This is a genomic window from Halomonas sp. H10-9-1 (genome assembly GCF_040147005.1).
Taxonomy (GTDB): domain Bacteria; phylum Pseudomonadota; class Gammaproteobacteria; order Pseudomonadales; family Halomonadaceae; genus Halomonas.
Genome location: NZ_JAMSHO010000001.1, coordinates 360,373 through 373,551, shown reverse-complemented (window position 1 = coordinate 373,551; position 13,179 = coordinate 360,373). Strand labels below are relative to the sequence as shown.

The following is a 13,179-nucleotide window of genomic DNA, read 5'->3' as shown; positions in this document are numbered from 1 at the left end:
ACACCCATGACAGACACCCAGCCCGTTCCCGCCTCCATCTTCCGCGCCTACGATATCCGCGGCATCGTCGACGACACCCTCACCGAGCCCGCCGTCGAGGCGATCGGCCGCGCCATCGGCAGCGAGGCCGCCGCCCGGGGCGAGTCCACCGTGGTGGTGGCCCGCGACGGCCGGCTCTCCGGCGAACGACTCAAGGCCGCCCTGATGCGCGGCCTGACCGCCGCCGGCCGCAACGTCATCGATATCGGCATGGTGCCCACGCCGGTGCTCTACTTCGCCACCCACGTGCTCGAGGGCACCGCCTCCGGCGTGATGGTCACCGGCAGCCACAACCCGCCCGACTACAACGGCTTCAAGATCGTGCTCGCCGGCGAGACCCTCTCCGGCGAGGCGATCACCGCCCTGCACACCCGCATCGCCACGGGCGACCTGGTCAAGGGCCAGGGCAGCGTGCGCGAGGCCGACGTGCGCGAGGCCTACCTGGCCAGGATACTGGCCGACGTTCGCCTGGCCCGCCCGTTGAAGGCGGTGGTGGACTGCGGCAACGGCGTGGCCGGCGAACTGGGCCCCCGGCTTATCGAGACGCTCGGCGCCGAGACGCTGCCGCTGTTCGCCGAGGTCGACGGCACCTTCCCCAACCACCACCCCGACCCGGGCAAGCCCGAGAACCTCCAGGACCTGATCCGCGTGGTGCAGGAGAGCGGCGCCGATATCGGCCTGGCCTTCGACGGCGACGGCGACCGCCTGGGGGTGATCACCCCCGCCGGCCGGATGATCTACCCGGACCACCTGATGATGGCCTTCGCCGAGGACATGCTGGAGCGCAACCCGAACGCGAAAGTGATCTTCGACGTCAAGTGCACCGGCAACCTGGCCCGGGTGATCGATGAGGCCGGCGGCGAGCCCGAAATGTGGCGCACCGGTCACTCCCTGATCAAGGCGCGCATGAAGGAGACCGGCGCCCTGCTAGCCGGCGAGATGAGCGGACACATCTTCTTCAAGGAGCGCTGGTACGGCTTCGACGACGGCCTCTACGGTGCCGCGCGCCTGCTGGAGATCCTCTCCCGCCAGGACCAGGACGCCGACACCTTCTTCGACCGCTACCCCCAGGACAAGGGCACCCCGGAGATCAACGTCACCGTCACCGACGAGACCAAGTTCGACCTGGTGGCGCGCCTGGCCCGCGAGGGTAACTTCGGCGAGGAGGGGGTGAAGACCACCCTGGACGGCATCCGCGTCGACTACCCGGACGGCTGGGGCCTGTGCCGCGCGTCCAACACCACACCGGTGCTGGTACTGCGCTTCGAGGGCAAGAGCGAGGCAGCGCTCGAGCGTATCAAGGCGCGCTTCGCCGAGGCCCTGACCCTGGTGGCCCCCGAGCTGGACGTGGCGCTCTGAGCCGCTGCCGCCACACGCCTTCGGGGTCACGCCTTCGGGGCCGGACCCCGGCGGCGTCGACACCGCGGGTGAAACACACAAGGATGGACCTGGTGGCTTGACCGGAGCCTGACCCCGAAGGGCTCGCCACCAGGCAACTCCTCCCGAGAATATCTGCCGCGGATGCAGCGGCCACCAGCATAGAGAAGGGAGTGACATGACCGAACAGACCCACGACCCGCGCCTGGTAGTGGAGGTGCTCTCCGAGGCACTGCCCTATATCCAGCGCTTCTCCGGCAAGACCGTGGTAGTGAAGTACGGCGGCAACGCCATGACCGAAGACACCCTGATCGACTCGTTCGCCCGCGACATGGTGCTGATGAAGGAGGTCGGCATCAATCCGGTGGTGGTCCACGGCGGCGGCCCGCAGATCGGCGAGCTGCTGAAGAAGCTCAACATCGAGTCACGCTTCGTCAACGGCATGCGCGTCACCGATGCCGAGACCATGGATGTGGTGGAGATGGTGCTGGGTGGCCTGGTCAACAAGGGCATCGTCAACCTGATCAACCAGTGCGGCGGCAAGGCCATCGGCCTGACCGGCAAGGACGGCGCCCAGATCCGTGCCCGCCAGCTCAAGGTGGAGCACCAGAGTCCGGAGATGACCGCGCCGGAGATCATCGACATCGGCCATGTGGGCGAGGTGGAGCATGTCTCCACCGACCTGATCGAGATGCTCGCCGAGCGCGACTTCATCCCGGTGATCGCCCCCATCGGCGTCGACGCGACGGGGCACAGCTACAACATCAACGCCGACCTGGTGGCCGGCAAGGTCGCCGAGGCCCTCGGCGCCGAAAAGCTGATGCTGCTGACTAACGTGGCCGGCCTGATGGATGGCTCCGGCGAGGTGGTCACCGGCCTGAACACCGCCCAGGTGGATGCGCTGATCAGTGACGGCACCATCCACGGCGGCATGCTGCCGAAGATCCGCTGTGCGCTGGAGGCGGTGAAGGGCGGCGTGAAGAGCGCTCATATCATCGACGGCCGAGTGCCCCACGCCACCCTGCTGGAGATCTTCACCAACTCCGGTGTCGGCACCCTGATCACCGATGAGGGTTGATCACCACATGACGCAGGCAACTCCCATCCCCAGCCGCCGCGAGCAGATCCTGCAGGCGCTGGCCCTGATGCTGGAAGAGGACAGCGGCAAGCGCATCACCGTATCTGCCCTGGCGAAGCAGGTCGGCGTCACCGAAGCCGCCCTCTATCGCCACTTCCCCAGCAAGGCACGCATGTTCGAGGGGCTCATCGAGTTCATCGAGGAGACCCTGTTCGCCCGTATCGGGCGCATCCTGGAAGAGGAGCACTTGGCGCTGCCACGCTGCGCGGCACTGCTGACCCTGCTGCTGGGCTTCGCCGAGAAGAACCCGGGTCTCTCGCGGCTGCTCGACGGCGGCGTGCTCACCGGCGAGACCGCGCGCCTGCGGACGCGCATCCACCAGCTCTTCGAGCGCCTCGAGACCCAGCTCAGGCAGGTCCTGCGCGAAGCGGAGCTGCGCGAGGGTCGCCGCCCCAGCCTGCCCGCCTCCGCCGCCGCCAACCTGCTGCTGGCCACCGCCGAGGGACGCATCAGCCAGTACGTGAGGAGCGACTTCCGTCGCCGCCCTACGGAACATTGGGAAGCGCAGTGGGGGCTGCTCTCGGCGCAGTTGCTCAGGGAGAGCCCGCAGCCGGCCTGACAGGAGCAAGGAGCAAGGAGCAAGGAGCAAGGAGCAAGGAGCAAGGAGCAAGGAGCAAGGAGCAAGGAGCAAGGAGCAAGGAGCAAGGAGCAAGGAGCAAGTCAGGCTAGCCTGAACCAGAAGGAGCAAGCCAAGGGGTTCCCTTGCAGCTTGCTCCTCGGTACTTCATGGCGGGCCCAGCCGCCCACGCCAGACACCAGGCGCCCTGCCGTGGATCATGCCACCAGGGCGTCGCCGATCTGCTGCTTGATCTTCTTCATGGCGTTCTTCTCGAGCTGGCGGATGCGCTCGGCGGAAACGCCGTAGACATCGGCCAGCTCGTGCAGAGTCGCCTTGGGCTCGCTGAGCCAGCGGCGCTGCAGGATGTCCCGGGAGCGCTCGTCGAGGGCCTCCATTGCCAGCTGCAGCCGTCGGGTGGAGTCGCCTTCCCAGTCACTCGCCTCGAGCAGGGTGGCCGGATCGGCGGAGGCGTCATCCAGGTAGTGCACCGGCGCCTGCCAGCTGCTCTCGTCGTCCTCGCCGGGAGCCGCGTCGAAGCCGGCGTCGTGGGAGGAGAGCCTGCCCTCCATCTCGCGCACCACCTCGGGCTTGACGTCGAGGTCTTTGGCGATCGCCTCGACCTCATCGCTGTTGAGCCAGGCCAGGCGCTTCTTGGCGCTGCGCAGGTTGAAGAACAGCTTGCGCTGGGCCTTGGTGGTGGCGATCTTCACGATACGCCAGTTACGCAGCACGAACTCGTGGATTTCGGCCTTGATCCAGTGCACGGCGAAGGAGACCAGCCGCACGCCCTGGTTCGGGTCGAAGCGCTTGACCGCCTTCATCAGGCCGACGTTGCCCTCCTGGATCAGGTCTGCCTGGGGCAGGCCATAGCCGGAGTAGCTGCGGGCGATATGCACGACGAAACGCAGGTGCGACAGCACCAGGCGGCGTGCCGCCTCCAGATCGCCCTCGTCATGCAGCCGGAAGGCCAGCTCACGCTCCTCGTCGGAGGAGAGCATGGGAATGCCACTTACCGCCCGGATATACCCGTTGAGGTCGTGCCCCGGCGAGAGTTGGCCCACCGGAAGAAGACTGTTGCTCATGTGCAGGATGTCTCCTCAATCAGCCCATATGTGTCGTGAGATGCGGCTCCTCAGACGCCTGAAAGAGCATAGAGTTCCGTAACATCGTCGACGCGGCATCTCGGGGCCTGGCCTCAGCGCGGCTTCACCTCGGCGAGGTGGCGACTGACCGCGATCCAGGCTCCCAACCAGCCCAGTAGTATACTACAGCCGACCAGGATGGCGGAACCACTCCCCCCCAGCCTTGGCAGGCTGAAACTGGCGCCGTAGCTGGCCGCCAGCGCCGCGACCGGCGCCGCCAGCCACTCCCCGCCGAGGGTCAGCAACGCCCAGGCCAGCAGGCCGCCACCCAGGCCATACCAGGCTCCGCTGTAGAGGAAGGGGCGGCGCACGAAACCATGGGTGGCACCGATCAGGGTGACCACTTCGATCTCCTTGCGGCGGCTCTCCACCGCCAGGCGGATGGTATTGCCCACCACCAGCAGCACCCCCCCACCGAACAGCACGGCCAGCGCCAGGGCCACGCGCTGCCCCAGCTCGGCCAGGCTGCGCAAGCGTTCGATCCAGGCCAGGTCCAGGCGCACCTCCTCCACTCCCGACACCGCCTCCAGCGCCTCGGCCAGTTCGCGCACGGCATCCGGCGCGGGCGCCTCGGGGGTCACCACCACGCTGGCCGGCAGGGGGTTGTCGTCGAGGCGCTCCAGGGCATCCGTAAGCCCTAGCGCCTGCTGGAACTCCGCCATGCCCTCGGCGGCGGTGATCAGCCGGGTGCGGGCCACGCCGGGCTGCGCCCCCAGGGCCTCCTGGATACGCCCCGCCTCGCCATCGTCAACCCCCGGGGCCAGGTAGGCGGTCAGGGTGGCGCTTTCGGTGAGCTCGGCGTCGAGCAGCCGAGCGCTGTCCAGGCTCAGCCACAGCGCCGCCGGCAGCACCAGGGCGATGGCAATGGCGAGCATGGTCACCAGGCTGCCGATGGGAGTGCGCAACAGCCGCCGGGCGCTATCCAGCGCCATGGCCCGGTGGTGGCGCAACCAGCCCCGGAAGCGACTGGCGGAGCGCAGGCGATGGGTGCGTGCGCCGCGGGGAGACGGGGCGGGAGATCGGCTCATGCGGCCTCCTGGTCGCCTACCAGGCGACCCTCGCGCAGGCACAGGGTGCGATGGCGAAGTCGGGCGATCAGCGCCAGGTCGTGGCTGGCGATCATCACCGTGGTGCCGATCCGGTTGAAGTCCTCGAACAACGCCATGATATCGGCGGAGAGCTGCGGATCGAGGTTGCCGGTGGGCTCATCGGCGAGCAGCAGGGCCGGCTTGTTGACCACCGCGCGGGCGATCCCGACACGCTGCTGTTCGCCGCCGGAGAGCTCGATGGGCAGTGCCTTCTCGCGATGCAGCAGCCCCACCTTGTCCAGTGCCGCTCGCACCCGCCGCGCCGACTCGCGCGGCTCGACACCCTGGATCGCCAACGGCAGCGCCACGTTGTGGAAGATGGAACGGTCGTAGAGCAGTTGGTGGTCCTGGAACACCACGCCGATCTGGCGACGATAGAAAGGCACCTGACTGGGGTGGAGGCGGTCGATATCATGGCCGGCGACCAGGATGCGCCCCCGGGAGGGACGCTCAAGGCGCATGATCAATCGCAGCAGCGAGCTCTTGCCGGCCCCGGAGTGGCCGGTCAGGAACAGCATCTCGCCACGCCGCACGCGGAAATCGAGGTTGGCGAGGGCCTCGAAGCGCCCGCCGTAGCGCTTGCCGACGTGCTCGAAGACGATCATCCCTGGGCGTCGTCTCCCTTGCGGTCGAAGAGGGCATCGACGAACTCGCCGGCCACGAAGGGACGCAGGTCGTCCAGGGACTCCCCGACCCCGATGAAGCGGATCGGTATGCCCAGCTGCTTGGCCAGGGCGAAGATGATGCCACCCTTGGCGGTGCCATCGAGCTTGGTCAGCGTCACTCCCGTGATCGGCACCGCCTCGTGGAAGGTGCTGGCCTGGGTGAGGGCGTTCTGGCCGGTGCCGGCGTCGAGCACCAGCATCACCTCGTGGGGTGCGCTAGCGTCGAGCTTGCCTATCACCCGGTGGACCTTCTTGAGCTCCTCCATCAGGTGCGCCTTGTTGTGCAGGCGCCCGGCGGTGTCGGCGATCAGCACATCGATGCCCCGCGCCTTGGCGGCCGCCACGGCATCATAGACCACCGAAGCACTGTCGGCGCCGGTGTGCTGGGCGATCACCGGCACCTCATTGCGCTCGCCCCATACCTTGAGCTGCTCCACCGCGGCGGCACGGAAGGTATCGCCGGCGGCCAGCATCACGCTGCGCCCCTCACGCTGGAAGCGCTGGGTCAGCTTGCCAATGGTGGTCGTCTTGCCCACGCCGTTGACACCCACCACCAGGATCACGAAGGGCCCCTCGCTCTTGGACGGTAGCGTCAGGGGGTGGCTCACCGGCTCGAGCATGGCGGCCAGCTCCTCCTGCAGGGCGCGATAGAGCGCCTCACTATCCTTGAGCTCCTTGCGGGAAACACGCCCGGTGAGGCGGTCGATGATCTCGGTAGTGGCCTCGATCCCCACGTCCGCCATCAGCAGTTGGGTCTCGAGATCCTCCATCAGGTCGTCATCGATCTGCTTCCGACCCAGGAACAGGTCGGCCAGGCCGTCGGTCAGGTTGGCGCGGGTCTTGCCGAGGCCTGAGCGGATGCGCGCGAACCAGCCCTTCTTCTCGCCGGCGACGGGCTTCTCCTGCAGCGCCGCCAAGGGCGGCTCGGGCTCAGCTTCAGGCTCGGGCTCAGCTTCAGGCTCGGGCTCAGCTTCAGGCTCGGGCTCAGCTTCAGGCTCGGGCTCGGGCTCAGTTTCAGGCTCGGGCTCGGGCTCAGTTTCAGGCTCGGGCTCGGGCTCGGGCTCGGGCTCGGGCTCGGGCTCGGGCTCGGGCTCAGTTTCAGGCTCCGGCTCTGGCTCCGATACAGGTTCGGGCTCGGGGGCCGAATCACGCGCCTCCTCGGAAGCCGTCGGCACCGGACGCGGCTCCGGTTCGGTGGCCTCCCCCTCCTCGACGGATTCGACCGCCTCCTCCTGAAGCGCCTGCTCCTGGTGGGTCGCCTCTTGCTCCTGCTTCTTCTTGCGCTTGAAAAAACCGAACATGGACAGAATCAGCCTCGCGGATGAACGAATCGCCACATCCTACCACTGCCCACCATGACTGTGGACAAGCCGCCCGCTACAATCCTCGCCATGACTCGACGCCCCCCACACTCACGCCGCTCAGGCAAGCCCGCCACCGCCAGCCAGCGCGGTGCCAAGGAGACCGGTCGCCGGCGTGCCGGCCGACTGCGCATCATCGGCGGCGACTACCGCCGCCGACTGCTGCCGGTACTCGACAGTCCCGGCCTGCGCCCCACGCCCGACCGGGTCCGCGAGACGCTGTTCAACTGGCTCACCGCCGCCCTGCCCGGCGCCCGGGTGCTGGACCTCTTCGCCGGCAGCGGCTCCCTCGGCCTGGAAGCCCTCTCGCGCGGCGCCCGAGAGGCCACCTTCGTGGAGCGCGACGCCCGGGTCGCCGCCCAGCTCACCGAGAACCTCGCCACCCTGGAGGCAACCGCGCGCGGACGGGTGTTCGATGCCGATGTCATCACCTTCCTGGGCAATGCCCCCCTCCCCGCCACCCTGGTCTTCCTCGACCCGCCCTTCCGCCAGGGGCTGGCCGAGCCCTGCTGCGCCGCCCTGGAGGCGGGCTGGCTCGCGGCCGGTGCCTTCATCTATCTGGAGACCGAGAGCGGGCTCGACCCACGGGTCCCGGCCGGCTGGCAGCTGCATCGCGAGATCCGCGCCGGCGACAGCCATGGGCGGCTCTACCAGCGAGTGGCAACTCCACAGCCAAGCTAGCGAAAGGCGCTGGGGATAGGCCAGAGAGGGGGTCCGAGGACCAGGGGTGAGGAGCAACGCTCCGAACGGGCTGGCCAAGGATGGCCAGTACCGGACCTGCAAGCGGAGCGGGACGCAAGAGCGCTGCAGGGCCGAGGTAGCCTACAGGGAAATACGCGTAGCGCCCCCTCGAGGGCCTGTCGCCAGAACAGCCTTGAGCGTCGCGGCAAGACGACGCTTGCTGAGCCAGGGGCTCGGCGTTACGCTGCTGGCCTGGATCGCCCGCCACGGGCCCCGGCTCGGCCACAAGGACCACCCGGAAGACACCTCAGGAGAACAGGATGAGCATCGAACTCTTCAACCGGCTCGAACAGAAGGTCACCAGCGCCGTGGAGGCTCTGGAGCTGCTGAAGATGGAAGCCGAAGAGCTGCGCGAGGAAAACAGCCGCCTGAAGCAGGAGCGCGAGGAGTGGGAGCGCCGCCTGACCGCCGTGCTGGGCAAGCTTGACGAGCTGGATGGCGACGGCCAGGGCTAAGACGCCGCGGCGACTCACCCCAGCGCCAGCGACATCAGCAGCGCATCTTCCCTGACCGCCCCGGTCCGCCGCGGCGGCATTTCCGGGGCATGCAAAGCCTCACTGGGCCGTGGCGGACAGGGCAGTGGCGGACAGGGCAGTGGCGGATAGTAACCGCGGCGAATGCCGTCCTCGCGAAAGCCTACCGCGCGATAGAGGGCAATCGCCGAGGCATTGCCCGCCCGCACCTCCAGCAGCAGGCGTTCGCTGCCCCACTCGCGGGCCTGGTCGACCACCACGCCGAGCAGCCGCCGACCAAGCCCCTTACCCCGGCGGGACGCATCCACCAGGATCGCCTGGAGCTCCGCCTCGAAGGGCAGCCGGACCACCGAGGCATAGGCCTCCAGGGTCGAGCCGACCGCAACCCCGAAGAGCGCCGTGGCGGGATCGGCAAGCGCGATCCTCAACTGCGCCTCGGAGCCGCTCATGGGCCAGTTGTGGGCCGCCTCCAGCGCCACCACGGCAGACAGATCGGCCACGGACAGGCGTACCGCTTTCCCGCCCTGCGAACTAACACTCATCCGGCGCCTTCGCCACGGCGTCTCGCCATGCCTTGCCCAGCTCAAGCAGCTGCGGCAGCATCGCGCGCTTGGCCTCAGCACTGCCGGCCAGCTCGGCCAGGGCCGGCCCCTGCCAGGCGGGAAGGTCCAGCACCGGGCAATGCCCATCCGCAAGCGACAGCACCCGGCCCAGGGCGTCCTCCTGACCGAACACCAATAGCCGTTGCGGCGCCCAGCCACGCCGGCGGGTTCCCGCGATGAAGGCCTTCAAGCCCTCGCGGGCCTCCTCCAGAGGCTCATGTACCGGCAGCCCCTCCTGCAGCGGCCAGCGAAAGTCCTGGAAGACCGGCAGTGGTGACTCGACCCCCGCGGCACGCAACAGGTTGGCGAGCAACATCAGCTGGGGCCGCCCCGGGGCCTGCTCGCCTGTCAGCACTATCAGCCAGCGACCCTCCAGACAAGCGATCTGGAAGGCGAAGCGCAGCGCCTCCCCGGCGGAGCGTGCCACCGGACCGGCGGCCTCCTCGGCAGCGTTATCGGGCGCTTCCGGGCGCGGCGTCTCCCCCAGCAGGGCCGCGCGCGCCTTGCCCGGTCGCGGGGCGCGCGCGACCCGCTCCTGGGCAGGGGCCTCCGAGCGGGGGGCGGCAGGCTGCTCCCGGGCCTCGTCGAGCAGCGCATGCAGACGCTCGCCGGGAGGCGCGGCGACGGGGGCCGCCAGCACCTCCCACTCGCAGGCCGGGGTCGGCCGGGCGTTGGGCAGCGCGTAGCGCGCCGCCCACCCGGTCAACCCCATCGCCTCCAGGTACTGGAGGCGCTGCGGCTCGCTGATCACCGACCGCCGCCCCGGCAGTCGGGGGAGTCGGGGCGCGCCTGGCCGCTGGCCTCCCACTCCTGCGGCGTGTAGAGGTGCAGGGCAAGGGCATGCACCGGGCCGGCCAGCTCATCGGCCAGCAGGGAGTAGAGCTGCTGGTGGCGCTTGACCGGCATCAGCCCGTGGAAGCGGCCGCTGACCAGGGTGACCTTGAAGTGGGTCTCGGAGTTGGGCGGCACGGCGTGCCGATGGCTCTCGTTCTCCACCTGCAGAAAGGCGGGCTCGAGGGTCTTGAGCTTCTCTTCGATGCTTGACTGGACGCTCATGGCGGCTTCCCGGAGTGGTGAAGTGAAGCCCCATTGTACCCGCTATCGGCGGCGCGAACGATGCGATGGCTCCCCGCGTGCGCCCGCTACTCGCGCCGAGCGGCGGCGAGCGAGACCCTCGACAGGCTGAACAGCAAGGCGGCCAGGGTCGTCAGGGCGCCCAGCCACAGCGTGGCCTGCACCGCGACCCCGGCGGCCAGGAAGGCACCCACCAGGGCCACCCCCAGCGACTGCGCCACGGTGCGCGAGGTGCTCATGGCGCCGGAGGTGTTGGCGCTGCGCGCCACGGACACGCTGCCCATCAGCTCCCGATTGTTGGGTGGCTGGAAAAGCCCGAAGCCCACCCCGCACAACGCCATGCGCCATAGCACCTCGACCACCCCGGCCTCGGTATCGAGGCGGGCCAGCGCGGCCAGGCCAACCATCAGCAGGGCGAGGCCCAGCGAGGCCAGCAGGGTGGGGTTGAGCCGATCCGCCAGCCGCCCCGCCAGCGGCCCCACCAACATGATCGCCAGCGGCCAGGGGGTGAACAACCAGGCGGTCTCGAGAGGCGAGAAGTCCATCTGTTTCTGGAACAGGAAGGAGAGTGCCACGAAGGCGAGCCCCTGGCCCACGAAGGCACTGCCCTGGGTGGCCAGCGCCAGGCTGAAGCGCCGCTCGGCGAAGATCGCCAGCGGCAACAGCGGATGGGTAGCCCGCCGCTGGCGACGCAGAAACAGCAGCGCCGCCACCAGGCTACTGCCCAGCCACGCCGCCAGCACCGCGACCGACATGCCGTGGCCGAGCCCGTCCATGGCGACGAAGAAGCCCCCGAGCATGGCGATCGAGAGCAGCGCCCCCTGCCAGTCGAAGCCACCGGGGCGTGCCGATTCGCGGGGCAGCGCCCGCCAGGCCAGCACCACCGCCACCGCGCCCAGCGGCAGGTGGAGGGCGAACAGCCAAGGCCAGTCGACCACCGAAAGCAGCAGCCCACCGATGGCCGGGCCGGCGGCATAGCCGCCGGCCACCACCATGGCGGAAAGCCCCAGGGCGCTGCCCAGCAGCCGCGTGGGAAAGATCTGCCGGTAGATCGAGGGACCGATGGAGAGCGTCGCCGCCGCGCCCAACCCCTGCAGGGCGCGGAATACCAGCAGCGACTCAAGGCTTGTCGATAGCGCGCAGCCCAGGGCGGCCAGGGTGAACACCGCCACGCCCGCCACGTAGAGGCGGCGCCGGCTGAGCAGTTCGCTGAGGGCGGCGAATACCAGCAGGAAGGCGGCACAGCTGACCTGGAAGAGGTTGGTGACCCACACCACTCGGGCGTCGGCGACCTCGAGGCCAGTGGCGATGGAGGGCAGCGCGATATTGACCATGGTGGTGTCCACCACCGCCATCAGGGTTCCCAGGATCAGCGCCAGCACGGCCAGCCGCCGCTCGGGGCCCGGCAGGCCATCGTCGCCGGGGCGCGTCTCGAAGAGTCGGCTCACGGTATGTGCCCTTCCTTGGGGTCCATGTCGAATGAGTTGATGCGCATCACACTCGTCTGGCCGCAGTAGCGCTAGGCTTGAACGATTACCTCAAGGGAGCCCGCCATGCTCAGCGATATCGACTTCGCCGACCGCTACCGCCAACACCTTGACGCCTCGGGGCGTAAGCCGAAACCGGTCAGCGCCTGGGATGCCCGGGCCGCCGACCTTGGCGCGAAGCCCCTGGGCGGCAGCTACGCGAACGCCTTCGTGTCGCGGCTTGACCTGACCGACTGCCACACCCTACTCGACGTCGGCTGTGGCCCGGGAACCATCGGCTTGTTGCTGTGCGACCGGATGGAGCATGTCTACGGACTCGATCACAGCCCGGCCATGCTCGAGCAGTTGATGCACCGCGCCGGCAAGCTCGGTGCCGACAACGTGACCGCGATCCGTCGCGCCTGGGAGGAGCCCTGGGACGACGTGCCCCGCTGCGACATCGTGGTCGCCTCGAGGGCCGGCCTCGTCGATGATCTCGACGACGCCCTGGCCAAGCTCAACGCCCACGCCAGTCGTCGCGTCTACATGACCCAGCTGGCCGGGGGCCACTTCCTCGACCCCGAGATCGATGCTCTCCTAGAGCGACCGGGCATCGGCCTGCCCGACCATATCTATGCGCTCAACCTGCTCCACGCCCGCGGCATATACGCCACCCTGGACTATATCGAGACCCCCAGCCGGCTGGCCGGTGCGGAAAGTGCCGAAGCCTTCGTGCAGCGTGCCACCCGAATACTGGGTGAGCTGAGCAGCGAGGAGGCCTCACGACTCGCGGCCTGGTATGCGCGGGACCCCGGGCGTGGCCGCCGGGGAGGCGCGCCGATGCGCTGGGCGATGCTGGGCTGGGAGAGCCCCGGCAGCTGAACGCTTGTCGAGCGGGTTGCCGGGGCGCGAGGCCGCCCAGGATCAGTCCTGATCGGTCTCCAGCAGCAGGCTGTCGTCGATCTCGGAGATCTCCAGTGCCGCCTCGTTGTCGAGGTCGATGGCCAGATAGCTGTGCTCGAGCTGCAGGAAGCGCTGGAACAGCGGCCAGTCGAGAGTCTCGGGCCACTGCCGCTCGTCTTCCTCCCAGGCGCGCAGTTCGGTCTCGAGGATCTCGAGATAGCGTTCGCGCACGAACTCCTGCAGGGCCTCCGGGGTGTCCATCTCCGGGATCAGGTAGACGGTGCTTTCGCGTTCGACGTCGGCCAGGGTCAGGTCGTCCCCGTCCATGGTGGGCTCGAGCCCGTTGATCCAGTCCACGAAGTGCTGGGTCGGGCGTAAGCTCAGGGCAGAGCGATTGAGCAGTTTCATCACGGTCTCCTCGACGTCGAAACGACCGCCATTATGGGCGCTGTCTGCAGTGTTTACCAATGCTTCCCGTACTTACCGAAGGCTGGTGGCATGGCCCCCTGGGGTCAGACCCCGGCCAGGCCGCCAGACCTATCATCGTGCGC

Annotated in this window: 15 protein-coding genes; 6 read left to right on the top strand and 9 right to left on the bottom strand. The window is 68.7% G+C overall.

The features are described 5' to 3' along the window. Positions 1-6: 6 nt before the first annotated feature. The 3 genes from NFH66_RS01720 to slmA all read left to right on the top strand — a co-directional run bounded on the left by NFH66_RS01720 (position 7) and on the right by slmA (position 3,113). The gene (locus NFH66_RS01720; protein WP_349607852.1) at positions 7-1,398 is read left to right on the top strand and encodes a phosphomannomutase/phosphoglucomutase; all 1,392 of its coding nucleotides are present in this window, start codon (positions 7-9) and stop codon (positions 1,396-1,398) included. 196 nt (positions 1,399-1,594) lie between these two features. Further along, the gene (gene argB / locus NFH66_RS01715) at positions 1,595-2,494 is read left to right on the top strand and encodes an acetylglutamate kinase (RefSeq protein WP_349607851.1); all 900 of its coding nucleotides are present in this window, start codon (positions 1,595-1,597) and stop codon (positions 2,492-2,494) included. 7 nt (positions 2,495-2,501) lie between these two features. Next, entirely contained in the window at positions 2,502-3,113 is a 612-nt protein-coding gene (gene slmA, locus NFH66_RS01710; RefSeq protein ID WP_349607850.1) for a nucleoid occlusion factor SlmA, read from the top strand. Between the two features lie 215 nt (positions 3,114-3,328). Here the strand turns inward: slmA and rpoH are convergent, their stop codons facing one another. From rpoH to ftsY, 4 genes are all read right to left on the bottom strand, one after another. Next, positions 3,329-4,195 (bottom strand): RNA polymerase sigma factor RpoH, encoded by an 867-nt coding sequence (gene rpoH, locus NFH66_RS01705; RefSeq protein WP_349607848.1) that lies wholly within the window; start codon positions 4,193-4,195, stop codon positions 3,329-3,331. 113 nt (positions 4,196-4,308) lie between these two features. After that, positions 4,309-5,283 (bottom strand): permease-like cell division protein FtsX, encoded by a 975-nt coding sequence (gene ftsX / locus NFH66_RS01700; protein ID WP_349607847.1) that lies wholly within the window; start codon positions 5,281-5,283, stop codon positions 4,309-4,311. Next, positions 5,280-5,948, bottom strand: a complete 669-nt coding sequence (gene ftsE, locus NFH66_RS01695; RefSeq protein WP_349607846.1) for a cell division ATP-binding protein FtsE — start codon at positions 5,946-5,948, stop codon at positions 5,280-5,282. Before ftsE ends, ftsX begins: the two co-directional genes overlap by 4 nt. Then, on the bottom strand, positions 5,945-7,309 hold the full coding sequence (gene ftsY, locus NFH66_RS01690; RefSeq protein WP_349607845.1) for a signal recognition particle-docking protein FtsY: 1,365 nt from the start codon (positions 7,307-7,309) through the stop codon (positions 5,945-5,947). The genes ftsE and ftsY overlap by 4 nt, the downstream gene beginning before the upstream one ends. Before the next feature lie 90 nt (positions 7,310-7,399). Between ftsY and rsmD the strand changes: the two genes are divergently transcribed. After that, positions 7,400-8,050, top strand: coding sequence for a 16S rRNA (guanine(966)-N(2))-methyltransferase RsmD (gene rsmD, locus NFH66_RS01685; protein WP_349607844.1), 651 nt, complete (start codon positions 7,400-7,402; stop codon positions 8,048-8,050). 320 nt (positions 8,051-8,370) lie between these two features. Next, complete coding sequence (locus NFH66_RS01680) at positions 8,371-8,565, top strand: cell division protein ZapB (protein ID WP_349607843.1); 195 nt, start codon at positions 8,371-8,373, stop codon at positions 8,563-8,565. 14 nt (positions 8,566-8,579) lie between these two features. Here the strand turns inward: NFH66_RS01680 and NFH66_RS01675 are convergent, their stop codons facing one another. The 4 genes from NFH66_RS01675 to NFH66_RS01660 form a co-directional block, all read right to left on the bottom strand. Further along, positions 8,580-9,125, bottom strand: coding sequence for a GNAT family N-acetyltransferase (locus NFH66_RS01675; RefSeq protein ID WP_349607842.1), 546 nt, complete (start codon positions 9,123-9,125; stop codon positions 8,580-8,582). Then, entirely contained in the window at positions 9,115-9,936 is an 822-nt protein-coding gene (locus tag NFH66_RS01670; RefSeq protein WP_349607841.1) for a hypothetical protein, read from the bottom strand. Before NFH66_RS01670 ends, NFH66_RS01675 begins: the two co-directional genes overlap by 11 nt. After that, complete coding sequence (locus NFH66_RS01665; RefSeq protein WP_349607839.1) at positions 9,933-10,241, bottom strand: BolA family protein; 309 nt, start codon at positions 10,239-10,241, stop codon at positions 9,933-9,935. Before NFH66_RS01665 ends, NFH66_RS01670 begins: the two co-directional genes overlap by 4 nt. Positions 10,242-10,327: 86 nt before the next feature. Continuing rightward, the gene (locus tag NFH66_RS01660; RefSeq protein WP_349607838.1) at positions 10,328-11,707 is read right to left on the bottom strand and encodes an MFS transporter; all 1,380 of its coding nucleotides are present in this window, start codon (positions 11,705-11,707) and stop codon (positions 10,328-10,330) included. Positions 11,708-11,812: 105 nt separating this feature from the next. Here NFH66_RS01660 and NFH66_RS01655 point away from each other — a divergent pair, with 105 nt between their 5' ends. Then, positions 11,813-12,607 carry a class I SAM-dependent methyltransferase gene (locus tag NFH66_RS01655; RefSeq protein ID WP_349607837.1) on the top strand — a complete coding sequence of 265 codons (795 nt, stop codon included), beginning with the start codon at positions 11,813-11,815 and terminating at the stop codon, positions 12,605-12,607. Positions 12,608-12,649: 42 nt separating this feature from the next. On the opposite strand, the gene NFH66_RS01650 is transcribed toward NFH66_RS01655, so the two are convergent. After that, complete coding sequence (locus tag NFH66_RS01650) at positions 12,650-13,036, bottom strand: hypothetical protein (RefSeq protein WP_349607835.1); 387 nt, start codon at positions 13,034-13,036, stop codon at positions 12,650-12,652. Positions 13,037-13,179 lie beyond the last annotated feature (143 nt).

What these genes read in the sequence shown, in the direction of transcription:
- NFH66_RS01720 (WP_349607852.1), top strand. Translation starts at nt 7, where the DNA reads ATGACAGACACCCAGCCCGTTCCCGCCTCCATCTTCCGCGCCTACGAT.
- argB (WP_349607851.1), top strand. Translation starts at nt 1,595, where the DNA reads ATGACCGAACAGACCCACGACCCGCGCCTGGTAGTGGAGGTGCTCTCC.
- slmA (WP_349607850.1), top strand. Translation starts at nt 2,502, where the DNA reads ATGACGCAGGCAACTCCCATCCCCAGCCGCCGCGAGCAGATCCTGCAG.
- rpoH (WP_349607848.1), bottom strand. Translation starts at nt 4,195, where the DNA reads ATGAGCAACAGTCTTCTTCCGGTGGGCCAACTCTCGCCGGGGCACGAC.
- ftsX (WP_349607847.1), bottom strand. Translation starts at nt 5,283, where the DNA reads ATGAGCCGATCTCCCGCCCCGTCTCCCCGCGGCGCACGCACCCATCGC.
- ftsE (WP_349607846.1), bottom strand. Translation starts at nt 5,948, where the DNA reads ATGATCGTCTTCGAGCACGTCGGCAAGCGCTACGGCGGGCGCTTCGAG.
- ftsY (WP_349607845.1), bottom strand. Translation starts at nt 7,309, where the DNA reads ATGTTCGGTTTTTTCAAGCGCAAGAAGAAGCAGGAGCAAGAGGCGACC.
- rsmD (WP_349607844.1), top strand. Translation starts at nt 7,400, where the DNA reads ATGACTCGACGCCCCCCACACTCACGCCGCTCAGGCAAGCCCGCCACC.
- NFH66_RS01680 (WP_349607843.1), top strand. Translation starts at nt 8,371, where the DNA reads ATGAGCATCGAACTCTTCAACCGGCTCGAACAGAAGGTCACCAGCGCC.
- NFH66_RS01675 (WP_349607842.1), bottom strand. Translation starts at nt 9,125, where the DNA reads ATGAGTGTTAGTTCGCAGGGCGGGAAAGCGGTACGCCTGTCCGTGGCC.
- NFH66_RS01665 (WP_349607839.1), bottom strand. Translation starts at nt 10,241, where the DNA reads ATGAGCGTCCAGTCAAGCATCGAAGAGAAGCTCAAGACCCTCGAGCCC.
- NFH66_RS01655 (WP_349607837.1), top strand. Translation starts at nt 11,813, where the DNA reads ATGCTCAGCGATATCGACTTCGCCGACCGCTACCGCCAACACCTTGAC.
- NFH66_RS01650 (WP_349607835.1), bottom strand. Translation starts at nt 13,036, where the DNA reads ATGAAACTGCTCAATCGCTCTGCCCTGAGCTTACGCCCGACCCAGCAC.